At 66.3% G+C, this 21,808-nt stretch carries 15 protein-coding genes and 1 tRNA gene; 11 read left to right on the top strand and 5 right to left on the bottom strand.

Annotated elements, in window-relative coordinates; all coding sequences use genetic code 11:
* Positions 1–21: 21 nt before the first annotated feature.
* The gene (locus ABID41_RS03090; RefSeq protein ID WP_331933067.1) at positions 22–177 is read left to right on the top strand and encodes a hypothetical protein; all 156 of its coding nucleotides are present in this window, start codon (positions 22–24) and stop codon (positions 175–177) included.
* Here the strand turns inward: ABID41_RS03090 and ABID41_RS03085 are convergent.
* Together ABID41_RS03085 and sppA are read right to left on the bottom strand one after the other, a co-directional pair.
* Complete coding sequence (locus tag ABID41_RS03085; RefSeq protein ID WP_331933068.1) at positions 174–584, bottom strand: TIGR01244 family sulfur transferase; 411 nt, start codon at positions 582–584, stop codon at positions 174–176. The genes ABID41_RS03090 and ABID41_RS03085 overlap by 4 nt on opposite strands.
* Before the next feature lie 87 nt (positions 585–671).
* Complete coding sequence (gene sppA / locus ABID41_RS03080; protein WP_331933069.1) at positions 672–2,447, bottom strand: signal peptide peptidase SppA; 1,776 nt, start codon at positions 2,445–2,447, stop codon at positions 672–674.
* 306 nt (positions 2,448–2,753) lie between these two features.
* Between sppA and ABID41_RS03075 the strand changes: the two genes are divergently transcribed.
* Both ABID41_RS03075 and ABID41_RS03070 read left to right on the top strand, forming a co-directional pair.
* A complete protein-coding gene (locus ABID41_RS03075) occupies positions 2,754–4,484 on the top strand; it encodes an amidohydrolase family protein (protein WP_354297172.1) in 1,731 nt (576 codons plus the stop codon).
* Between the two features lie 268 nt (positions 4,485–4,752).
* Complete coding sequence (locus ABID41_RS03070) at positions 4,753–7,794, top strand: TonB-dependent receptor plug domain-containing protein (protein WP_354297171.1); 3,042 nt, start codon at positions 4,753–4,755, stop codon at positions 7,792–7,794.
* A 223-nt stretch (positions 7,795–8,017) separates the two neighbouring features.
* Here the strand turns inward: ABID41_RS03070 and ABID41_RS03065 are convergent, their stop codons facing one another.
* A complete protein-coding gene (locus tag ABID41_RS03065; RefSeq protein WP_331931253.1) occupies positions 8,018–8,590 on the bottom strand; it encodes a TetR/AcrR family transcriptional regulator in 573 nt (190 codons plus the stop codon).
* 112 nt (positions 8,591–8,702) lie between these two features.
* Here ABID41_RS03065 and ABID41_RS03060 point away from each other — a divergent pair, with 112 nt between their 5' ends.
* The 4 genes from ABID41_RS03060 to ABID41_RS03045 all read left to right on the top strand — a co-directional run bounded on the left by ABID41_RS03060 (position 8,703) and on the right by ABID41_RS03045 (position 15,339).
* Positions 8,703–9,848 carry an efflux RND transporter periplasmic adaptor subunit gene (locus ABID41_RS03060; RefSeq protein ID WP_354297170.1) on the top strand — a complete coding sequence of 382 codons (1,146 nt, stop codon included), beginning with the start codon at positions 8,703–8,705 and terminating at the stop codon, positions 9,846–9,848.
* Between the two features lie 21 nt (positions 9,849–9,869).
* Positions 9,870–13,091: an efflux RND transporter permease subunit gene (locus ABID41_RS03055; RefSeq protein ID WP_331929735.1), complete on the top strand. Its 3,222-nt coding sequence runs from the start codon at positions 9,870–9,872 to the stop codon at positions 13,089–13,091.
* Between the two features lie 26 nt (positions 13,092–13,117).
* A complete protein-coding gene (locus ABID41_RS03050; protein ID WP_354297169.1) occupies positions 13,118–14,485 on the top strand; it encodes an efflux transporter outer membrane subunit in 1,368 nt (455 codons plus the stop codon).
* Positions 14,486–14,547: 62 nt separating this feature from the next.
* The gene (locus ABID41_RS03045; protein WP_331928356.1) at positions 14,548–15,339 is read left to right on the top strand and encodes a MipA/OmpV family protein; all 792 of its coding nucleotides are present in this window, start codon (positions 14,548–14,550) and stop codon (positions 15,337–15,339) included.
* 184 nt (positions 15,340–15,523) lie between these two features.
* Here the strand turns inward: ABID41_RS03045 and ABID41_RS03040 are convergent.
* Positions 15,524–15,600: transfer RNA gene (locus ABID41_RS03040), tRNA-Pro, on the bottom strand.
* Between the two features lie 244 nt (positions 15,601–15,844).
* A complete protein-coding gene (locus ABID41_RS03035; RefSeq protein ID WP_331928360.1) occupies positions 15,845–16,603 on the bottom strand; it encodes a YwqG family protein in 759 nt (252 codons plus the stop codon).
* Positions 16,604–17,303: 700 nt separating this feature from the next.
* Between ABID41_RS03035 and ABID41_RS03030 the strand changes: the two genes are divergently transcribed.
* The 4 genes from ABID41_RS03030 (at position 17,304) to ABID41_RS03015 (ending at position 21,156) form a co-directional block, all read left to right on the top strand.
* Positions 17,304–17,684, top strand: a complete 381-nt coding sequence (locus ABID41_RS03030) for a helix-turn-helix transcriptional regulator (RefSeq protein ID WP_354297168.1) — start codon at positions 17,304–17,306, stop codon at positions 17,682–17,684.
* Positions 17,685–17,771: 87 nt separating this feature from the next.
* Positions 17,772–19,343: a recombinase family protein gene (locus ABID41_RS03025; RefSeq protein WP_354297167.1), complete on the top strand. Its 1,572-nt coding sequence runs from the start codon at positions 17,772–17,774 to the stop codon at positions 19,341–19,343.
* Complete coding sequence (locus ABID41_RS03020) at positions 19,343–20,233, top strand: plasmid partitioning protein RepB C-terminal domain-containing protein (protein ID WP_269628551.1); 891 nt, start codon at positions 19,343–19,345, stop codon at positions 20,231–20,233. Before ABID41_RS03025 ends, ABID41_RS03020 begins: the two co-directional genes overlap by 1 nt.
* The gene (locus tag ABID41_RS03015; RefSeq protein ID WP_354297166.1) at positions 20,230–21,156 is read left to right on the top strand and encodes a plasmid partitioning protein RepB C-terminal domain-containing protein; all 927 of its coding nucleotides are present in this window, start codon (positions 20,230–20,232) and stop codon (positions 21,154–21,156) included. Before ABID41_RS03020 ends, ABID41_RS03015 begins: the two co-directional genes overlap by 4 nt.
* Positions 21,157–21,808 lie beyond the last annotated feature (652 nt).

Below are 21,808 nucleotides of genomic sequence, written 5' to 3'. Positions count from 1 at the left end.
ACACTGGATGAGGGATCGGTCATGGCCCTGGCCGCGGCGATTTTTGTTTCAAAACGGCTCCAGCGAGCGGCGTTCGCGGTGCTCTGCATCCTGGCGGCCCATCTGGTGCTGGCGGTGGCCAGTTGCGAGCCGGAGCAGGCGAGCATGGGGGCCGCCCGCGTGGAGCTGCGCCCCTAGCGGGGAAAGGCTCCAGCCAGGTCGTAGCCGGCCTTGGCGCCCAGCTCGATCAGCTCGTCCGCGCTGCGCTCGTCGGCCTGGTACTGGCCCAGCGACCAGGTGACGATCGAACGGGTGCCCGAGCGGCAGAAAGCCAGGACAGGGCCGCCGGCGGCCTCAACGGCGCGGTAGTTCTGTTCCACCTGATCGGGCGTGGGGCCGCCGCGGACCGGAATGTGCACGTAGTCCAGGCCAGCGGCCCTTGCCGCCGCCTCGACCTCGGCGCTCGATGGCTGGGTCGGGTCTTCGCCGTCGGGGCGATTGTTGATCACCAGCTTGAAGCCCTGAGCGGCGGCTGCGGCCAGGTCCTCCAGAGCGATCTGGGGAGTGACCGAGAAATCGTCGGTCACGCGTCGGAAGTTGGTCATGTCGAAGGCCTCGGGCTGGAAACCAGGATGGCGGCATCATCGGAGCCTGCGCGCGGTTTCGCAACGGCGCGCACAGGCCCGTGGCCGCTAGTGGACGGGGGTCGGCGCCAGGACGCGGGCGCCGGAACTGCGCAGGCGCTCCTGGGCCATCTGGTCGAGGATCGACTGGGCGCGCGGGTCGCCCATGATCCAGGCCGCAGCCGCAAGCGTCCGCACTGAGGTCGCCGAAACGCCGAGGGCGCTTTCCAGGGCCTGGAAGGGCGAGACCTGGGTCGTCATCCGCTTGAGCCGGACGTCGCCCTTGAGGTTGGCGAGCGCCTTGGCCTTGTCCACCGCCTGGTAGAAGCCGCCGACCTCGTCGACGAGGCCGAGCTCGCGCGCCTGGGAGCCGGTCCAAACGCGGCCCTTGGCGATCTCTTGCACCCGCGCGACCGGCAGGTTGCGGCCCTCGGCCACGCGGGCGATGAAGTTGCCGTAGATGCGGTCCATCCAGCCGGAGAAGGCGGCGCGCTGGGCCTGGGTCATCTCGCCGCCCATGCCGAACGCACCGGCATATTCGCTGCCGACCCCCAGCTCGCGGATGTCGACCCCGAAGCGTTCCAGGGCCGGGCCCAGGGCGAACTTGCCGCCGAAGACGCCGATCGAGCCGGTGAGGGTGGTCGGATGGGCCACGATCGCCGAGGCCTCGGACGACACCCAGTAGCCGCCGGACGCCGCATAGGTTCCCATGGAGACGACCACCGGCTTCTTCGCGGCCTTGGCCGCGCGCACCGCCGCCAGGATCTGCTCGGAGGCGGTGTCCGAACCGCCGGGCGAAGACACGCGGAAGACGATGGCCTTCACGTCCTTGTCCTTGATGGCGTCGTAGAGCGCCTCGGCGATGTCGTCGGAGTACATGGTCGCGGACGACGAGAACGGATTGGCCGCGCCGTCGTGGCCGGTCATGATCGCGCCTTCGCCCTCGACCACGGCGATGGCCGGCCCGGGGCGTGGGGTGCGGTCACGGCTGGAACGCAGATACCGCTCGAACTCGACGATCTCGGCGCTCTTGCCGGCGCGGGTCAGGATGGACTTTTCCGCCTCCTCGACCTGGCCGACCTTATCGACCAGCTTCAGCTTGAGGGCGTCTTCGGCGAGGTAGGGACCAGCCTCGAGATTGGTGCGCAGAACCTGCGGGGTCTGATTGCGGTCGGTGGCCGCGCTGGCCAGGGCCGAGCCGTAGATCGAGCCCATCCAGGAGAGCTGCGACTCCCGGTGCGGGGCGGTGTAATCGCTGTAGAGGTAGGGGTTTACGGCGTTCTTGTACTGATAGCGCTGCTCGTAGTTCGCCTTGACGCCATACTTGTCGAAGAAGCGCTTGAAGAAGACGTCCTCAGAGGCGAGCCCGGTGACCTGCAGCGACGCGCCCGGCTGCATCCACAGCTCGTCGGCGGACGCGCCGAGCATGTAGGTCGAGGTCACCACGCCGGACGGGTAGAGGCCCTGGCTGTGGGCGACCACCGGCTTGCCGGCGGCGCGGAACTTCTTGAAGGCCAGGCGGAGCTCGTCGGCGGCGGCGGGCGGCATGCCGCCTTCGGGCAGGCGCACGAACAGCGCCTTCACCCGACCGTCCTTGCCGGCCCGGTCGAGGGTCTCGATCACCGACATCACCGACATCGACCGCCGCCCGAGGGAGGCGAAGGGATTGACCGGGTCCTGATCGGTCAGCGGCTCGCGAAGGTCGAGCTCCAGGACTGTCTGCGCCGGCGTCGGCGTCGGCCTCGCGGCGCCGGCGGCCATGACGATCAGCAGGAATGGAACGCCGATCAGGAACAGCACCAGACCTGCGAAGACGCCGGCCATGGTGAGGAGGAATTGCTTCATGTCGAAGACCGCAAGGGGAGGAGGATCAGCCTCAAGCTACATGGGTCAGCGTGCGGTTCAAATGACCTCGTGAAGTCGAGGTTTCCGATATCCTCGAACGACCCGGGCTCTGCTCGGGGCTCGGAGGTCAAATCGGCCCTTGGAACGGCGATATGAATCGCCATCGCCTCCGGCGCGGCCTAACTGGGTTCGCAAAGGGAATAGGCCGAGCTTGTTCCCGCGTGTTTTGCATTGGTGACGGGGGAACGTGTGAGCGTAGTTCGGGACGGTTGGAAGTTTGCCGGGGCCTTCGCCCTTGGCGGTGTCATGGCCTTTGCCGGAGCGGCCAACGCCGCCGAGCGTCCGGTGGCGATCATGGGCGCGACCGTGTTCGACGCCACCGGCGCGGCGCCGCATCTCGCCAACGTGGTGATCAAGGACGACCGGATCGTCGAGGTCGGCCCGGTGGTGAAGGCCCCCAAGGGGGCGCAGGTGATCAACGCCAAGGGCAAGGCCCTGCTGCCGGGTTTCTTCGACGTTCACACTCACTGGACGCCGGGCGGTGAACCGCGGATTTCGCCGGAGATCGCGAACGCCTACATCGCCGCCGGCGTGACGACGGTGAACGACTTCCACCAGCAGCCGGAATCCTTTGCTCCGCGCCGCCAGTGGATTTCCACCATGGCCTCGCCGCACGTCAACTTCGTCGCGCGCATGAGCACGCCGGGCGGGCACGGCGCGGACTGGGCCGACACAGCGACCACCAAGTGGGTGAATTCGCCGGAAGGCGCGCGGATCGCGGTCCGCCAGCTCGTTCCCTACAAGCTGGACTTCATCAAGGCGTTCTCGGACGGCTGGCGCTATGGCGCCGCCCCCGACAACACCAGCATGGACCAGGGCACCCTGTCCGCCCTGGTCGACGAGGCGCACAAGAACAACCTGAAGGTCCTGACCCACACGGTGACCGTCGATCGCGGCGCCGTCGCCGGCCGCGCCAAGGTGGACATCATCGCTCACAGCCTGCAGGACCGGGAAATCGACCAGGCCTCCATCGACGCGATCAAGGCCGGCGGCTCGGCCTACGCGCCGACCCTGGCCGTATACGATCCGGCCAAGGGCGGGGCCTCCAAGCCGGAGGCGCGCCTGCGTGCCGAGCAGAAGTTCGGCTACGCGCTGCATAACGTGAAGGCCCTGCACGATGCGGGCGTCACCATCGCGCTCGGCACCGACGCCGGTATGACCGGAACGCCGCACGGGGTCTCGACCCTGCGGGAGATGGAGCTCCTGGTGACCGCGGGCCTGACGCCTTCGGAAGCCCTGATCGCAGGCACCGCCAACAGCGCCAAGGTGCTGGGCGAGCTGCAGGATCGGGGCACCGTCGAGGCCGGCAAGCGCGCGGACCTTGTGCTGATCGACGGCCGCCCCTGGGAGAACATCTCCGACGTGCGCAAGACCGACCGCGTCTTCGTCGACGGCGTCCTGGTCCACGGGCAGGGGACCAAGCTGCCCGCCGCCAACGGCGAGAAGGCGATGCCGGTGATCAAGGCCAAGGGCGCCCTGATCGACGATTTCGAGGGCGCGAAGGGCCGCTCGAGCCTCGACACCCTGCGCATGGACGATATGGATGGCGGCATCGACCGGACGGTCCAGGTCTCTCAGGTGATCAACCGCACCGCCACCGACCACGCCCTCAGCATCGCCGCCAGGATGTCGGCCAAGGACAAGCCCAACGCCGGGGTGATCATCCCGCTGAGCCGCGGTTCGGTGCAGCCGGTGGACGTGTCCGCCTTCAAGGGCGTGCGCTTCGAAATCCGCGGGGACGGCGGCGCCTACTCGGTGGGCTTCAACACCCTGAACGGGAGCTGGAGCAGCCAGGTCGCCGGAGGGGCGGACTGGCGCGTGGTCGATGTGCCTTTCACCGCGCTGGAACGCGAAAAGAGCCGTGTGGCGGCCACCGGCCCGTGGACCGGGAAGGACGTCCTCGAGGTCACGATCGACGGCGGCCGAGCGGCCGGCGAGAAGATGTGGGTCGAGGTCGACAACGTCACCTTCTACTGAATCGGGTGATGCGCGCTCGGCCTCCGAGTCGGGCGCGCCATTTGCTTGACTGGTTAGTGGCTGCATAAATTATGCGCGCCTGCCCGGTCACGTGACTGCCCTTTGCGACAATGTCGTGACCCTATTGCCACAACCGCCATTATTTGTGGCCAAACGCTGACCCAAGGGGTGACGCCAAGCAGCGGATCAGGTGTCTGTCCCCGATTGGGGGTCGGGGCAATTTGGTTGTTGTCGACCTAAGTACAGTTTTAAGTTGAGGTTGACTTCAATGAGTACTCGCTTGCCATGGCGTAAGGCCATCCTGGCGACCACTGCGCTCGGAACCCTTTCCTGGGCCGGCGCGGCGGCCGCGCAGGACAACGCCGTCGAAGAGATCGTCGTCGTCGGTTCGCAGATCGAAGGGGCGAAGGTCACCGCGGCCCTGCCGGTCACGGTCGTGGACCAGTCGCAGCTCAGCAGCGTCGCCGCCACCTCGGGCGACGACCTCTTCCGCTCAATCCCGCAGATGGGCGACGTCAGCTTCAACTCGAGCTACCTGCCGAACTCCAGCAACAGCGCCCGCGGCGACGTCGGCTCGGTCAACCTGCGCAACCTGGGCGTCGGCAACACCCTGGTGCTGCTGAACGGCCGCCGCGTCGTGGCTCACCCGACCAGCCGCGCCGACGAGAACCTCGTCCCGGTCCTGACCTACAACACCAACGCCATCCCGGTGAACGGGCTGAAGCGCATGGAAGTGCTGCGCGACGGCGCGGCCGCACTCTACGGCTCCGACGCGGTGGCCGGCGTGGTCAACACCGTCCTGCAGGACGACTTCGACGGTCTGACCGTCGAGGCCCAGTACGGCGCGGCCGAAGGCACCAGCCTGCGCGAAGGCCAGCTCAGCCTGCAGGCCGGCAAGAACTTCCACGAGGGCCGGGGCAACATCAGCCTCTTCGCCAACTACACCAACCGCTCGGCGCTGAAGGCCTGGGATCAGGACTACACCTCGTCCGACAACAAGACCCCGCTGTTCGCCGGCACCGACTACGCGGGCAACACCACCCTGGACGACCGCACCACCGCGACCCCGTGGAGCAGCCTGACGGCTCTGCAGGCGGTTCGCCAGAACGGCGCGCTCCTGACCTCGTCGGCCGGCGCCTATCATATCCAGCCGTCCTTCAACGCCGCATGCGGCCCGCAACTGGGCGGCGGCATCTGCCTGGCCTCCGGCGCGGCGGCGACCGGCGCGACCGGCGCCGACCGCAACCTGCGCTTCGACACCGCGGCCAGCTTCAATCCGTCGGTGATGCCCGAGACCGAGCGCGTCAACCTGTTCCTGACCGGTAAGTACGACCTGACGGAAGAGATGACCGCCTTCGGCGAAGTCGGCTACTACACGGCGACGACCCACGCCCTGCAGACCTCGACGACGAACCTGTCGTCCATGCCGATCGCGATCGCCGCGAGCAACTATTACAACCCCTTCGGCCCGACGACCTTCGCCAACGGCCAAGCCAATCCGAACCGCCTGGCCGGCCTGAGCATCGGCCCCGAAGGCGTCGGCTCCAACATGGCGGCGTACAACTTCGCGGACGTCGGCCCCAACCACGTGGATGTCGAGAACACCCAGTGGCGCTTCCTGGCCGGTCTGCGCGGCGAGAAGTTCGGCTTCCATTGGGAAGGCGCGCTGCTCTACTCGCAGGCTGAGGTCGAAGACGTCTCCGACGGCATCAGCGCCACCCTGCTGGAACGGCAGATGGCTCTCTCGACCCCGGACGCCTACAACCCGTTCAACGGCGGCACCCTGGGCGCCCCGAGCATCGGCGACGGCGCTCCGAGCTCGCAGGCGGCGATCGACGCGATCCGCGTCAAGACCACCCGCAAGAGCACCAGCTCGCTAGCCATGGCCGACTTCAAGATCTCGAAGGTCGACCTGCTGACCCTGCCGGGCGGCGATCTCGGCTTCGCCGCGGGTATCGAGCATCGCCGTGAAACCCAGAAGGACGACCGCGACGACCGTCTGGACGGCACGATCACCTACACCAACTCGCTCACCGGCGTGACCTATGGCAACGACCTGGTCGGCACCAGCCCGTCGCCGGACACCAAGGGTTCGCGCAACGTCACCTCGGCCTATGTGGAATTCGCCATCCCGGTGATCTCGCCGGACATGGAAATCCCGCTGGTCCACAACTTCGAAGCCCAGATCGCCGGCCGCTACGAGAACTTCAGCGACGTGGGCGACGTGGCCAAGCCGAAGGTCGCCCTGGCTTGGGACGTGATCGACGGCGTCCGTTTCCGCGGCTCCTGGGCCCAGGGCTTCAAGGCCCCGAACCTGGAGCAGGTGAACGCCACCCTCGTCACCCGTTCGAACGGCCGCGCCGACTGGTACCGCTGTGAAGCCGACGTCCGCGCCGGCCGCCTGGCGAACCTGCAGGCCTGCGTGCGTCCGAACACCTCGGAGCGCCGGTCCGGCAACGCCGACCTGAAGCCGGAAGAGTCGGAAACCTGGGGCCTGGGCCTGGTCTACGAGCCGCACTTCGTTCCTGAAGAGTTCGGCCGCTTCACCTTCACCGTCGACTACTGGCGCGTGAAGCAGGAAGGTATCGTCGGCCTGTTCGGCGGCGGCAACGCCATCACCGCCGACTATCTGGCTCGCCTGAACGGCTCGTCCTACGACGCCGTCGTCCGTGCGGCTCCGACCGCCGACGACATCGCCGCGTTCGCGGGCACCGGCCTGACTCCGGCCGGTCAGATCCTCTACGTCACCGACCAGTATCAGAACCTGCTGCCGCAAGAGGCTCGGGGTCTCGACATCGGCGTGATGTGGAACCTGCGCGGCACCGAGTGGGGCGATTTCAGCGTCAACTTCAACGCCGCCCACCTGATCAAGTTCTATCGCTCGCCGTCGGCGGGCGTCGCCGAACTCCTGGCGGCGCAGCAAGCTGGCGAAATCGATCCGGCCATCTCGATCAGCGGCGGCGGCGACCTGATCCGTCGCGACGGCCGTCCGGAATGGAAGTGGTCGGCCTCGGCGACTTGGTCCTACGAGCAATGGCAGGTCGGCGCCTTCACCCAGTACGTGGGTGAGGTGAACGACTTCGACCTGGTGGATTCCGCGGGCGTTCCGTGGGTGGTCGACTCGCAGATCACCGCCAACCTCTACGGCCAGTACGAGTTCACCGAAGGCCTGGCGGCCAACACCCGCCTGCGCATCGGCGTCCGCAACCTGACCGACGAGAAGCCGCCTCTCGAGTCGGCCGGCTACATGGGCGACCTCTACCAGCCCTACAGCCGCTACTGGTACGTCAGCGTCCGCAAGTCCTTCTAAGGATCTCGCAGACGAGCAATCGCCGTCGGCCGGCCTCGAAAGGGGCCGGCCGATTTGCGTTTGGGGCGTCGGTGACAAGGGCGACAATGCCCCCGGCTCTTCCTTCAGATCGTCATCCTCGGCCGCGTCAGCGCGCTGAGGATCCATACGCATCAGCGTTTCCAGAGGGCGAGTGCGATCGCTCGACCTCCAGGAGAGAGGGGTTTATGGGCCGTCCGAACCTTTAGGGATCGACGGCCGCCTGGAGCACGGCCGCAAGCCGCTTGCGCAGACGGGCCCGGCCTTCTTCGTCGAGGTCATGGTCGGGCGTGATCGCCCTGGAGATCGCGACGCCCATGATCAGGTCGCCGGCCAGGCGCGCGCGCACCTCGGCGTCAGGGCCTCCCAGATAGGCCGCGAAGGGGCCGTGGAAGTGGATGTGCATCGCCCGGCGCAGTGGTCCGGACGCGGCCGGCGAGGAGGCCGAGCGCAGCATCACGAGGAGGTAGTCGATACCGTCGCGCGTGTCCGGATCGTCGAGAAGCTCGGCGGCGACCCGCTCGCCGAACCCGCTCAGCTCGCCCTCGAACATGTCCGTCCCGTCCGGCGCGCAGTTCAGGACCTCGACGAAAAGCTCTTCCTTCGACCCGAAATAGCGCGAAACCAGGGCCGCATCGACGCCGGCGTCGGAGGCGATCTCGCGCAGGCTCGCGCCGTCATAACCCTCTCTCGCGAAACGGTCTCTGGCGGCGTCAAGGATGGCCAGGCGCGTGGCGGCGGCGTTGCGTCCGCGCGACGGCGCGGGAAAACCGGGCATTTCTCCAGACGGCTCCCTTGTAGTCATCAACTGTTGACATATGTAGGCATAGTCGAGCTAAAAGTCATCAACCGTTGACTTGGGGCGTCTCCCCCCGCCCGTGGGATTGTTCATGCGTAAGTTTCTCGCGCCGTTGGTCGCAACGGCGGCCGCTGCATTGATTTTGGCTGGTTGCGGCAAGAAGGACGGGCCGCCCCAGATGCCGCCGCCCGAAGTCTCGGTGGCCACGCCGCTGCGGCAATCTGTCGTGGACTGGGACGACTTCACCGGCCGCTTCGAAGCGCCGGAGAGCGTCGATGTGCGCGCCCGCGCCGGGGGCTATCTCCAGGCGTCCCACTTCCGCGAAGGGCAGTACGTGAAGAAGGGGCAACTCCTCTTCACTCTCGATCCTCGCCCCGCCGAGGCGGCGCTGGCCGCCGCCCGCGCCCAGGCCAGGCTCGCCGCCGCCGACATGGCGCGTGCAGAGTCTCTCCTGAAGGTCCAGGCCATCAGCCGCGAGGAGTACGACGCCAAGCGCAGCGCCAACGAAGTGGCGCAGGCCAGCGTCCGCGCCCGCGAACTCGATCTCGAATTCACCCGCGTGACCGCGCCGACCTCCGGCGTCGTGTCCGATCGCCGCGTCGACCCGGGCAACGTGATCTCCGGCGGCGCCTCCACCGCCGACGTCCTGACCACCATCGTCTCGACCAGCCCGATCCATTTCGTGTTCGACGCCTCCGAGGCCCAGCTTCTCAAGGAGCAGCGGCAGTCGGGCAAGGGCGGCCGGGTGCAGATTCGCCTGCAGGACGAAGCCGAGTATCGCTGGAACGGCGCCATCGACTTCACCGACAACGCTCTGGACAACAGCTCCGGCGCGGTCCGCATGCGCGCGGTGGTGCAGAACCCCAACGGCTTCCTGAAGCCGGGAATGTACGGCAAGGCCAAGGTCGAAGGCGGTCAGGCCTATGACGCGCTGCTGGTTCCGGAGGACGCCATCGTCGCCGACGGCGCCCGCAAGGCCGTGAACGTCGTCGCGCCCGACGGCTCGGTGACCATGAAGACCGTCAGCCTCGGTCCGGTCAGCCAGGGCCTGCGGGTGATCCGCACCGGCGTCCGGCCCGACGACAAGGTGATCGTGAACGGCGGCGTGCGCCTGATGGCCCCGGGCCAGAAGGTCAAGGCCAAGGTCGTCAAGATCGAGCCCAAGGCCGCAGCCAAGACCACGACTACAGTGACCATTCCGGTGGCGTCCAGCGCCACGCCCGCCAGCGGCCGCTAAGGCCAAGGACAGGCACGGACCATGCGCTTTTCGCACTTCTTCATCGACCGCCCGATCTTCGCGGGCGTGATCGCTGTCTTCATTTCGCTGATCGGCGCCTTCGCGTTGCCGCTGCTGCCGCTGTCGCAGTATCCGGACATCGCCCCGCCGACGATCGCGGTGACAGCCACCTATCCCGGCGCGTCCGCCGAGACACTCGCCGCGACGGTCGCTGCGCCGATCGAGCAGGAGATCAACGGCGTCGAGGGCATGCTCTACATGACCTCGTCGTCCACCGCCGACGGCATGGCGCAGATCTCGGTGACTTTCCAGCCGGGCACGGACCTCGATGCAGCCCAGGTGCTGGTCCAGAACCGGGTCGCCCTGGCCGAACCGCGCCTGCCCGAACAGGTGCGCCAGGTCGGGGTCACCGTGAACAAGCAGCTCTCCGGCTTCCTGCTGCTGGTGGCGCTGACCTCCAAGGATCCGAACGCCGACCTCGACTACATCGGCAACTACGCCAACTCGACGCTCCGTGACCGCCTGCTGCGGATCAAGGGCGTGGGCGGCGTGCAGATCTTCGGCGGCGGCTTCTACTCGATGCGGGTCTGGATCGACCCGGGCAAGGCCGCTGCGCGCAACCTGACCGCCGACGAGGTGGTGGACGCCCTTCGCGCCCAGAACATCCAGGCCGCCGGCGGCGCCCTCGGCCAGTCTCCGAATAATACCGGCGCGGCCTATCAGTTGCCGGTGCAGGTCGAAGGCCGCCTGTCCGATCCTGAAGAATTCGCCAACGTCGTCATCCGCACCGACGCCGACGGCCGCATCACCCGCGTCCGCGACATCGGCCGCGTCGAACTCGGCGCCCAGGACTACGGGATGCGCGGTTACTTCAGCGGCAATCGCGGCATCGGCCTGGCGATCATCCAGCAGCCCGGCGCCAACGCCCTTGAAACCGCCAGCGAGGTGCTGAGGACGGTCGAGGAGATGAAGCCCTCCATGCCCCAGGGCGTGGAGTACATGATCCCCTACAACCCGACCGAGTTCGTCCAGGCCTCGGTGGACTCCGTGAAGAGCACGCTCTTCGAGGCGGTGATCCTAGTGGTCATCGTGATCATGATCTTCCTGCAGACCTGGCGTGCGGCGATTATTCCGATCCTGGCCATTCCGGTCGCCCTGGTCGGCACCTTCGCCGTCCAGCTAGCCCTTGGCTACTCGCTGAACTCGCTCTCGATGTTCGCCCTCGTCCTGGCGGTGGGCATCGTGGTCGACGACGCCATCGTCGTGGTCGAGGCCGTGGAGCGGAACATACGAAACGGCCTCACTCCACGAGAGGCAGCCTACCGGACCATGGACGAGGTGTCGGGCGCCCTGATCGCCATCGGGCTGGTGCTGCTGGCCGTGTTCGTGCCGACCGCCTTCATGCCGGGCATTCCGGGGATGTTCTTCCGCCAGTTCGCGGTGACCATCTCGGCCGCGGCGGTGATCTCGCTGATCGTGTCGCTGACCCTGTCGCCGGCGCTGGCTGCGATCCTGCTCAAGCCGCACGTGGCCCATACGCCCGACCACGGCCCGCGCTGGCTATTCCCGCTGCGGTGGGCCGGCCACAAGTTCAACGCCGGCTTCGACTGGCTCAGCGACCGATATGGCAAGATGACCGGTCGCCTGGTGCGGGCGACCGTGATCGTGCTGGTCATCTATGGCGGCCTGATCGCCATGACCGGCTGGCGCATCACCGCCACTCCGACCGGCTTCATCCCGCAGCAGGACCAGGGCTTCCTGATCGGCGTGGTCCAGCTTCCGCCGGGCTCCTCGCTCGATCGGACGGACGCGGTGGTCAAGCGCGCCAGCGCTATCGTCCAAGAAACCCCGGGCGTCGAAAGCGTCGCGGCCTTTGCGGGGCTCGACGGGGCCAGCTTCTCGGCCATGTCCAACGGCGGCGTGTTCTTCGTGAAGCTCGACGACTGGTCCGTGCGCGGCAAGGAGATGAGCGCCGACGCCATGGCCGGTCAGGTCATGGGACGCCTGGCGGGCATTCAGGAAGCCAACATCTTCTTCCTGGCTCCGCCTCCGGTGGAGGGCATGGGTAACGCCGGCGGCTTCAAGATGATGGTGCAGGACCGTTCCGGCGCCGGCTATCACGCCCTCGAGCAGGCGGCCAACGGCCTGGTCGGCGCCGCCGCCCAGACCCCGCAGACGACGGTCGGCGTCTTCTCGCAGTTCAACACCGGCTCGCCGCGGGTGAGCGCGGAGGTCGATCGCGACAAGGCCCTGCTGATGGGCGTGCAACCCAGCGCCATCTACAGCGCGCTGGGCACCTATCTCGGCTCGACCTATGTCAACGACTTCAACCTGCTCGGCCGCACCTTCCGGGTGACCGCCCAGGCGGAGTCCGACGCGCGCGACGATCCGGCCGACATCGCCAATATCCGCGTGCGTTCGGCGGCCGGCGGGATGGTCCCGCTCGGCTCCCTGGCGACCGTGAAGGACGAGACCGGCCCGATCCGGGTCGTGCGCTACAACCTCTTCCCGGCCGCCGAGGTGCAGGGCGGGGCGCCTCCGGGCGTCGCGTCAGGCGATGCGCTGAAGCAGATGGAAGAACACGCCGCCAAGGTGCTGCCGCCGGGCTTCAGCTACGAGTGGACCGAGCTTGCCTATCAGGAGAAGGCGGCGGGCAATTCCGGCACGCTGATCTTCGCCCTGGCCGTGGTGTTCGTCTTCCTGGTGCTCGCCGCGCAGTACGAGGCCTTCACCCTGCCGCTGGCGGTCATCCTGATCGTGCCGATGTGTATTCTCGCGGCGATCGTCGGGGTGAACCTGCGGGGCCAGGACAACAACATCCTGACCCAGATCGGCCTGATCGTGCTTGTCGCTCTGGCGGCCAAGAACGCCATCCTCATCGTCGAGTTCGCCAAGCAGGCGGAGGAAGACGACGGCGTGGACCGGTTCGAGGCGGCGGTCCGCGCGGCGCGCACTCGTCTGCGGCCGATCCTGATGACCTCGTTCGCCTTCATCCTCGGCGTGCTGCCCCTGGCGATCGCCACCGGTCCCGGCGCCGAGATGCGTCAGGCCCTCGGGACGGCGGTGTTCTTCGGCATGATCGGCGTGACGATCTTCGGCCTGATCTTCACTCCGGTCTTCTATGTGATCTGTCGTCAGCTCGCCGCGCGCCTGCCCAAGCCCAAGGGCAAGGAGAAGGCTTATCCCACGACCGGTGGCGGCACGCCGCACCATCCGCTCGACTACGAAGGAGGCGCCAAGTGATCCGGCGCGCATTAGTTACCGTCCTGATGTCCGCGACGGCGCTCAGCGCCTGCGCGGTGGGACCCAGCTACAAGGTTCCGGCCCCGGTCGCGGCCGGGCAGGGCGCCTTCGTCTCGGCCGAGACGGCGGTCGCTTCGGCCGACGCGCCTCCGGGCGACTGGTGGCGGCTGTTTCAGGACCCGACGATCGACGCCCTGGTTCAGGAGGCGCTGGCCGCCAACAAGGACATCGCCGTCGCGGCCGCGAATCTCGCCCGGGTGCGCGCGGTGCTCAGCGAGACGCGCTCAAGCCTGCTGCCCTCGACCACGACCTCGGCCGGCGCGCAAAGGGTGCGTAGCCAACTCACGCCTGGCGAGTTCGCGGAGATGGACCAGTACTCGGTCGGCCTCGACGTGTCCTATGAGGTCGATCTCTTCGGCCGCGTTCGCCGTAGCCTGGAGGCCAGTCGCGCCGACACGGCCGCAGCCCAGGCCGCGCTCGACGTGGTGCGGGTGTCGGTCGCCGCCGAGACCGCCCGGGCCTTCGCCGACGCCTGCGCCGCCAACGCCCAGATCGCGGTGGCAAAGCGCTCGGTGGCGCTGCAGCAGGACACCTACGACCTGACCGCGCGCCAGCTCGAGGTCGGCCGCGGCACCGCGCTGGACACGGCCAGCGCCGCCAGCCAGCTCGAGACCACCAAGGCCAGCCTGCCGCCCCTGGAGGCGCAGCGCGCCGCCGCGCTCTTCCGCCTGGCGCTCCTGCTCGGCAAGGCGCCCAGCGAGGCGCCGGCCGCGGCGGCTGACTGCGCCGCCGTGCCCCAGGTCCGCCGGCTCATTCCGGTGGGCGACGGCGCGGGCATGCTCGCGCGTCGTCCTGACGTCCGCCAGGCGGAACGCGAACTGGCCGCGTCGACTGCGCGGATCGGCGTGGCCACGGCTGGACTCTATCCCTCGGTCTCGCTGGGCGGAGGCATCTCCACCATCGCGGAGAACGCCGGCGATCTTGGCGACGACTACCAGTTCAGCATCGGCCCGCTGATCCGTTGGAGCTTCCCCAACATCCTGGCCGCCCGCGCGCGGGTGAAGCAGGCCGGGGCCAGCGCCGAAGGCGCGCTGGCGAGCTTCGAGAAGGCCAATCTGACCGCGCTCCAGGAAACCGAGACGGCGCTCAACGCCTATGCGCGCGAGCTGGATCGGCGCGCGGCGCTGAAGCGGGCCCGCGACGAGGGCGAGAAGGCTGCCAAGCTGGCGCGTCTGCGCCTGGAGGCGGGCTCGGACAGCCTGCTGAACGTCCTGGTTCAGGAACGCAACCTAGCCTCTCTGGAGGCTCAGTTGGCGCAGTCCGACGCCCAGGTGACCACTGACCAGATCGCCCTCTTCAAGGCGCTCGGCGGGGGTTGGGAAAAGGCGTCCTGAGGCGCAGTCTTTGAGTGCGACGCGTCGGCCCCGGCCGGCGCGTCTTTTTTATGGTGAGTGCAGTGAGAGTAGCTGTCGCCGCCTTGGCCTTGGCCATGGGCGCAACCGCGGGGAGCGCCTGGGCGCAGGCCCAACCCTTCAAGCCCGTCATCGCCCAGCCGGAGCTGTCGATGAACATCGGCGGGGGCGTGGTCTACGGCTTCAGCCCCACAGGCGGGAAGTCCGAGCGGCTGAACTTCACTCCCTGGGGCGACTTCAACTGGCGTGATCGGATCTACGGCAATCCGCTCGACGGGCTTGGCTACAACGTCGTGAAGTCGGACCGGGTGAGGGCCGGCGTCCAGATCCGCCCGCACTATTCCGGCCAATCCACCATCGAGGGCCTGGAACTGCCCGACCTCGGGGCCGATCTCGCCCTCTACGGATTCGTCCGTGCTCCCGGAAACATCTCGATCGGTGGGCGGGTCATGCGCGACATTCGCGGTCAGACGGACGGAACCGATTACTACGTCTCGGTCGCCAATCAGTCGGTGACGCCGGTGGGCCTGCTGGTCAGCACGGTCTATCTGCGCGGCGGGGACGCAAAGTCCAACAACGCTTATCTGGGCGTCGATGAGCACGAGGCCGCGGTCACCGGACTCGAAACCTATATGCCGGGCGCCGGCCTGCAGAATGTCGGCGTCGCGCTCATGATGATGACGCCCATCGGCGACAAGTGGGCGGTGGGCTCATTCGTAAACGCCGAGCGCGCGCTGGGCGACGTGGCCGACAGCCCGCTGATCCAGGCCCGAAAGCGTGAGGAGATGGCCTATCGCGGCGGGGTGCTGGTCGTCCGCCGCCTGGCGTTCGATTGACGCCCTCGAGGCTGACTCCAGGGCTTGGGAGATCCGTTTGGCGGCCGCGCCGTCTCCCAGGCCGCGCTCGGTACGATTCAAACGTATTGCGCCGTCGTCGCCCGCGTCTGCCCTTCGGAGCCGACCGTGGGGCGGATCATAATCGCTTGGAGAAAGAACTCACCCGCCTCGCAGGGAGGATGAATGGTCGGAGTGGCAGGATTTGAACCTGCGACCCCCGCGTCCCGAACGCGGTGCTCTACCAGACTGAGCCACACTCCGACTTGAGGAGGGCGCCTTATAAGGGGTTCCGTTCGAGGCCGAAAGCGGATGTTCGAAGTTTTTTTTGGCTGGGCGGGGCGAGCGCGTGGACCCTTGAGACCGGTTTCGGACAGCTTTTCGGGGGAGGAAGTTCGCCTGTGGCAGCAGGGAGAATGAATGGTCGTTGATGTAGGCGTCGAGCGAGCGGTCTCCGAATCCGCAGCTTGATGAATCGCCTCAGCTAAAGGTCAGCCCCGGAGCATCTTTAGTGGCATTGCAGGATTGTCCAGGTTTTGGAGAAGTCGCCCGCACGAGCGTCCTGTTCCCGGATCCAGAAATACAATCGGCCGGTGTCGCCCCACATCATTCCGACTGTGTCGTCGGTGTCGAGCTGTAGTAGAAGGCGCCAGTCAGTAGAGCCTGGCTTGGCGGCCTCGACGTTCGGCTTGCTGTACCCTTTGGAATTGCCAACATAGACCCCGCTCGTAACAAGCTGACATTCCAACTCCATGTTGTCGCCCTGAACCGTAAGGGGATAGCCGCCGATCTGATGTGCTGGCTCTGCCGGTGTCGCCGCCTCAACGGCGGCTTCAAGTTTGCCCTGTTCTTGAGCGGACAATGTCTTCCAATCGATCGTCAGCCGCTCCTCGCTGGGTAGCGAAATGTCGGCGACGAACGTGATCGGATAGGCGTCGAAGCGCCCATGAGCAGGAAGGTCGTCGGGTTCAGCAACGTCGTCGCCTATGGCGGTCTCATAGCGCACCAGTGCGCTACCGGCGTCGTTTGGGTCGAAACCCCAGGAGCTGAGTTCGAGCTCGTAGAAGAACAGCAGTCTCCCTTCGGCGGGCAACCAGTCTGGGCTGCCGGCCGCACGCATCTCAGCCAAATCGAGTTGGGCGATGAGGCTGAGAGGGCGCCCGCCATGCCGCGGCCAAGCACCGCTTGTCGATGCCGAGCCCCCGAGTCTGGACGACCCGCTTCCACCTGGAAGAAGCCGTAGGCAAGGGCGGCTCTGCGCGCGCATCTCCTCAAGCACCTCCGTGGCGGTTCCGGAGGGCGCCCCGCTGGGACGGTCAAGCTTCGATCGGCCTAAAATGCGTCTCAAGAGGTCAATCATCACGCATTCCGTCGATGTTGTTTGTTTCCATTTTGTTCTAGACGGTCTGGCTTGAGCGTAGCATTGTCAAGTGATGCTCATGGCGCAGTACGCCAGCGGGCGATGATCCCAACCTGCCAAGATACAACCCCGTGGAGCGGTTTGTGCATGGAACCCCAACGACCGCGAAGGTTGTGACGGGTTCGGCGGTTGGCCATCCGGCCGCGGCGGGCAAGGCGTATTCTGAGAGGAAGTAACAGCGATCGCCGCTGGTTTGATCGGGGCTGGGAGCGTAGCGCGGCCGGCTCTCGGAGGGTCCGGCGCACGACGAATCATCCGCCTAAGCGGCGGACTTCTCGCAGGTATTGTCTGGCGGGAAATTCACCCCGCGCTGGCGGGGGAATGAATGGTCGTGTGTGCAGTCGCTGGGCAAAGGGTCTCCCGAAAAATGGGAGACAAATCAGCCTGAATCGGGCCTCCTCGATACAGTCGAGGGCGTGTGTTTCTAGGGCGGGATGGCGCGCAAGCAATTGAGAATATTATTGTATTTTCCGAGCCGGGCGCGTCCCTTTGAAGTCGCGTCGGCGCGGTTGGTCTCAATTGGCTTCCATCGCATCGTGGCTTCAGCGTGAGTTCCGCGTCGCGACCCGCTCATTCCTCACGACTGCGAAGGGCCCATCCCGCTCCAAATCGGCTGCAGTCCATTCGTGAGGCAAGGGGACTGAGTGTCGCCGAGCTTGCGCGGCGCGTCGATGTGACCCCTCAGGAAATTGGCTACCTGGAAACGGGTAAGCGGCAGCTTACAGTCACCTGGCTGAAGCGCCTGGCCGCGGTCCTTGATTGTGCGCCGTGGTCCATCGTCACGGACGAGACATCCGACCTGTCAACCGATGAGCAACAGCTGGTCGCTGCCTATCGGCGAATGCCGAAGGAGTTGCAGTCAGAACTACTCCTACGCCTCTCTAGCGATAAAGGCTCAGCTTGCTCCGAGCTTGAGCTTAAGCATTAGGTTTACGCCGCGCATTCCTACGAGCTTGCGGCGAACGTAACAATCTGTTTCCTTAAAATCATGAGATCATGATTGAGGAGAGCGGCAATGGCCGCTTCCGGTGGCACAGAAGTTGATGCCTCCAAGCCGGGCGAGACGCGCTTGCGCGCGGCTCAGTACGTGCGCATGTCGACAGACCACCAGCGCTACTCCACCGAGAACCAGGCCGACGCCATTCTGAAGTATGCCGAGACCCACGGCATGGAGATCGTTCGGACCTATTCTGACGAGGGTAAGAGCGGGCTCAATATTGGCGGCCGCGAAGGCCTTCAGCGGCTTCTCGAAGATATTCAGGGTCGGTCCGCCCACTTCGAGGTCCTGCTCGTCTACGACATCAGTCGCTGGGGGCGATTCCAGGACGCGGACGAAAGCGCCTACTACGAATACCTGTGCCGCCGAGCCGGCGTGCGCGTGGTCTATTGCGCCGAGCCGTTTGAGAATGACGGCACGCCGATGGCCACCATTTTCAAGAGCGTGAAGCGGGCGATGGCGGGCGAGTATAGCCGCGAGCTCTCTTCAAAGGTCTTCGCTGGTCAGTGCCGCCTGATCGAACTCGGCTTCCGCCAGGGCGGAGTGGCGGGCTATGGGCTTCGCCGCTTGTTGGTCGATGACAAGGGCCAAGCCAAGGGCATACTCGGCCCGGGCGAGCACAAGAGCCTGCAGACCGACCGGGTCATTCTGGTGCCGGGGCCCGCCGACGAAGTCGCCATCGTCAAACAAGTTTATCAGCGCTTCGTCGTCACGGGCATGACCGAGCGGGCGATCGCAGACCAGCTGAACGTAGAGGGTGTCGCAGCAGACCAGGGTCGCCCGTGGACGCGCGGCGCTGTGCATCAGCTGCTCACCAACGAAAAGTATGTTGGCCATAACGTCTTCAATCGCTCCTCCTTCAAGCTGAAGCAAAAGCGGGTCCGAAATCCGCCCGAGATGTGGGTTCGCGCCGAAGGCGCGTTTGAACCGGTCGTGCCCGAACATCTCTTCCAACAGGCGCGCCAGATCATCCTCGAACGTTCGCGGCGGTTCACCGACGAAGAGATGCTGGCCAAGCTGCGCCGGCTCTTTGAGACGAAGGGGCCGCTGTCGGGGCTCATCATCGACGAGGAGGAGGCGATGCCGTCCAGCAGCGCCTACCGCTCTCGGTTCGGGAGCCTGCTGCGCGCTTATCAGCTGATCGGCTACCGTCCCCAGCGCGATTACCGCTACCTACGCATCAATGCCCGGTTGCGAGACCTCTATCCAACCGTGGTGGCGCAGGTCGTAGCGGGCGTGCGCGAGGCGGGCGGCACGGTCGCCGGTCCCGGGCCCGATGGTCTCTTGCGGGTCAACGATGAACTCACCCTGTCGATCGTCATCGCCCGTTGCCGTCAGACCCAGGCGGGCAGTTATCGTTGGCGCCTGCACTTCGACACCAGCCTTGCCCCCGACATCACCATCGCGGTGCGGATGGACGCCGCCAATCGCGCCATACTGGATTTCTATTTCTTCCCGCGCATCGATCTCATCTCTGATCGGCTGCGGCTGGCGGAGGAAAATGGCCTGTCGCTCGACGCCTACAGGTTCGACGACCTGAGCGACCTGTTTGCGCTGACGGCCCGAATTCCATTCGCGGAGGCGGCGTGATGGACCAGCCCGACATCATCGTTGAGATGATCCCGATCGATCAGATTGGCGTCCTCAATCCGCGAGCCCGCAACCGGAAGAACCATCGCGAAATCACCGACAACATCGAGGAGATCGGGCTGAAGCGCCCGATTACGGTGGCGCGTCGCAGGCTTCCCGGCGGCCAAGTTCGCTATGACCTCGTGTGTGGTGAGGGCCGGATCGAGGCGTTCCAGGCGCTTGGGCAGAGCCAAGTCCCGGCGATTGTCGTCGACATGCCGGAAGAGGACTGCCTTGTCCGAAGCCTCATTGAAAACATCGCCCGGCCCCAACATCGGGGCGTCGATAATCTGCGCGAGGTCGGCGAGCTGCGGAAGCGCGGTTACACCGACGCCGAGATCGCCCAGAAGATCGGGACATCGCCCTCATGGGTGAACATGATCATCACGCTCCTGGAGAAGGGCGAGGAGCGTCTGATCGCCGCTGTGGAGAGCGGCATAATTCCAATCACCCTCGCCATGACGATCGCGCGCAGCGATGACGCTGGCATCCAGCAGGCTCTTGCCGACGCCTATGCAGATGGAAAGATCAAAGGGCGGAACGTCGAGATCGTTCGCCGCCTGCTCGACCAGCGGCGGCGCAAGAGTGGATTGGCCGAGGCGCGCTTCGGCCGAGCGTCACATGGCAGACGACCTACTCCGGAGCAACTGGTCGAGGTGTTTCGACGCGAGGCGGACCGGCAGCGCTTGATCACCAAGAAGGCCGATTTCGTTCAGAGCCGGCTTCTGTTCGTCATCCAGGCGTTGAAGGAACTGCGCGCCGACCAGGCCTTTGCCACCCTCCTACGCGCCGAGCAGTTGGACACCATGCCGCGAGCCCTGGACGCCCGTGTGGCGGGCGGCGTGCGATGAGCGACCAGACGAACCTGGCGGGAGTACGGCTCGCCTTCGAGCGGCGTGGTGTCCGTCTGCCGATCGCGTCATTGACACCAATGAAGCGCCTGCGGCCCAGCGTGAAACTCAGTTCGAAGTACCGGCAGATTCTCACTTCGGTGCAGGCGGTGGGCCTGGTCGAACCGCCGGTGGTCATTGGAGATCCGGCTGATCCAAGCCGCCACCTCCTGCTCGACGGCCACCTGCGGATCGAGGCGCTGAAGGACCTCGGCGAAACGGAGGTGACCTGTCTGGTCGCTACCGACGACGACACCTTCACCTACAACAAGCGGATCAGTCGTCTGTCGGCGCCCCAGGAGCACCGAATGGTAGTCCGCGCCATCGAACGTGGCGTAGCGCCGGAGAGATTGGCCGGGGCGCTTGGCATCAATGCGCAGTCCATCCAACGGCGCGCGCAGTTGATGGACGGGATCTGCGAGGAGACAGCCGAGCTTCTCAAGGACACGCCCTGTCCGATGGCCGTCTTCGACGTGCTGCGGAAAATGGCGCCGTTCCGTCAGCTCGAGACCGCCCAGATGATGATCAACCAGGGCAACTTCGGAAAGCCGATCGCCATGGCTATGCTGGCGGCGACGCCAGAGGGTCAGCTTGCCAAGCCGCGGCGCAAGGGCGCCGCGACGAACGCGGTGACGCGCGAGCAGGTCGCGCGGCTGGAGCGCGAACTCGCCAGCCTGCAGGTCCAGATCAAGTCGGTCGAAGAGACCTTCGGTCTCGACAATCTGCATCTCACGGTCGCCAAGGCCTACCTCACCAGATTGCTCGGCAACGCGCGCGTCGTTCGCTGGCTCGCGCAACAGCGCCCGGAATACCTCACCGAGTTCCAGGCGATCGCCGAGCTCACCAATCTGCCAGCCGAGGTGAGCGCCGCGGCGCCAAACTAGGGGACCGGGACCCTTCAAGCGCCGGGACCGTCGGAGACGCCGTCGTGTGGGGCGGATCAAGGGCGGTGGCGGGGATGGCGGCGAACCCGCGCGGAGCCCGCTAGGCCGGTCGTTATCAGATCGGCCGAGATCAGCGCGCCGGGCGAGTTGGTCGCCCGGCGCGTTCAAGCGCCTTTAGGAAAGTGGCCTCTCAGGTGGCATCATGCCCCCCTTTCCGCGTTGCTATTCTTGAGGATCCGCGCGCGCCCTTGAAATGGCGTCGGTTACGCTACCTCACTCGCCGAATTGGGACTCCAGTGCAGAATGCGCTGGTTCTCCTGGCGCAATGCCCCCTGGAACTCGCCATCGAACCTATCATTGCGAGGCTTGGCATGCCTTGGACGTCTCGCGACCGCGAAAGGTGTATCCTGTTCCGCATCGGAGGGTGCCACTCACGCGCCGCCCCGTTCGGTCGCCGCGTCACGTTCCGAATGATCGTGAGTTGCTATCAATTGCGCCCATTCCCCCGGATCGGCGACGGTTCTCGCCAGTAGTATTGAAACCTCGGACGCTGAGTCCCGAACCATCAGGCGTCCGGCAATCGCGGCGGCAGAAGGATCATCTTGCGCCTGGCAGAGGTACCGTTGTCCGGGTCCGGCAGCCTCGCTCTGTC

The organism is Phenylobacterium koreense (genome assembly GCF_040545335.1).
In the GTDB taxonomy this organism is placed as follows: domain Bacteria; phylum Pseudomonadota; class Alphaproteobacteria; order Caulobacterales; family Caulobacteraceae; genus Phenylobacterium; species Phenylobacterium koreense.
The sequence above is the reverse complement of the archived record's forward strand: the minus strand, read 5'-3'. Positions and strand labels throughout refer to the sequence as shown.

Bases quoted from the DNA above. Each gene is read 5' to 3' on its own strand.
- ABID41_RS03090 (WP_331933067.1), top strand. From the start codon at position 22: ATGGCCCTGGCCGCGGCGATTTTTGTTTCAAAACGGCTCCAGCGAGCG.
- ABID41_RS03085 (WP_331933068.1), bottom strand. From the start codon at position 584: ATGACCAACTTCCGACGCGTGACCGACGATTTCTCGGTCACTCCCCAG.
- sppA (WP_331933069.1), bottom strand. From the start codon at position 2,447: ATGAAGCAATTCCTCCTCACCATGGCCGGCGTCTTCGCAGGTCTGGTG.
- ABID41_RS03075 (WP_354297172.1), top strand. From the start codon at position 2,754: ATGGCCTTTGCCGGAGCGGCCAACGCCGCCGAGCGTCCGGTGGCGATC.
- ABID41_RS03070 (WP_354297171.1), top strand. From the start codon at position 4,753: ATGAGTACTCGCTTGCCATGGCGTAAGGCCATCCTGGCGACCACTGCG.
- ABID41_RS03065 (WP_331931253.1), bottom strand. From the start codon at position 8,590: ATGCCCGGTTTTCCCGCGCCGTCGCGCGGACGCAACGCCGCCGCCACG.
- ABID41_RS03060 (WP_354297170.1), top strand. From the start codon at position 8,703: ATGCGTAAGTTTCTCGCGCCGTTGGTCGCAACGGCGGCCGCTGCATTG.
- ABID41_RS03055 (WP_331929735.1), top strand. From the start codon at position 9,870: ATGCGCTTTTCGCACTTCTTCATCGACCGCCCGATCTTCGCGGGCGTG.
- ABID41_RS03050 (WP_354297169.1), top strand. From the start codon at position 13,118: ATGTCCGCGACGGCGCTCAGCGCCTGCGCGGTGGGACCCAGCTACAAG.
- ABID41_RS03035 (WP_331928360.1), bottom strand. From the start codon at position 16,603: ATGCGCGCGCAGAGCCGCCCTTGCCTACGGCTTCTTCCAGGTGGAAGC.
- ABID41_RS03025 (WP_354297167.1), top strand. From the start codon at position 17,772: ATGGCCGCTTCCGGTGGCACAGAAGTTGATGCCTCCAAGCCGGGCGAG.
- ABID41_RS03020 (WP_269628551.1), top strand. From the start codon at position 19,343: ATGGACCAGCCCGACATCATCGTTGAGATGATCCCGATCGATCAGATT.
- ABID41_RS03015 (WP_354297166.1), top strand. From the start codon at position 20,230: ATGAGCGACCAGACGAACCTGGCGGGAGTACGGCTCGCCTTCGAGCGG.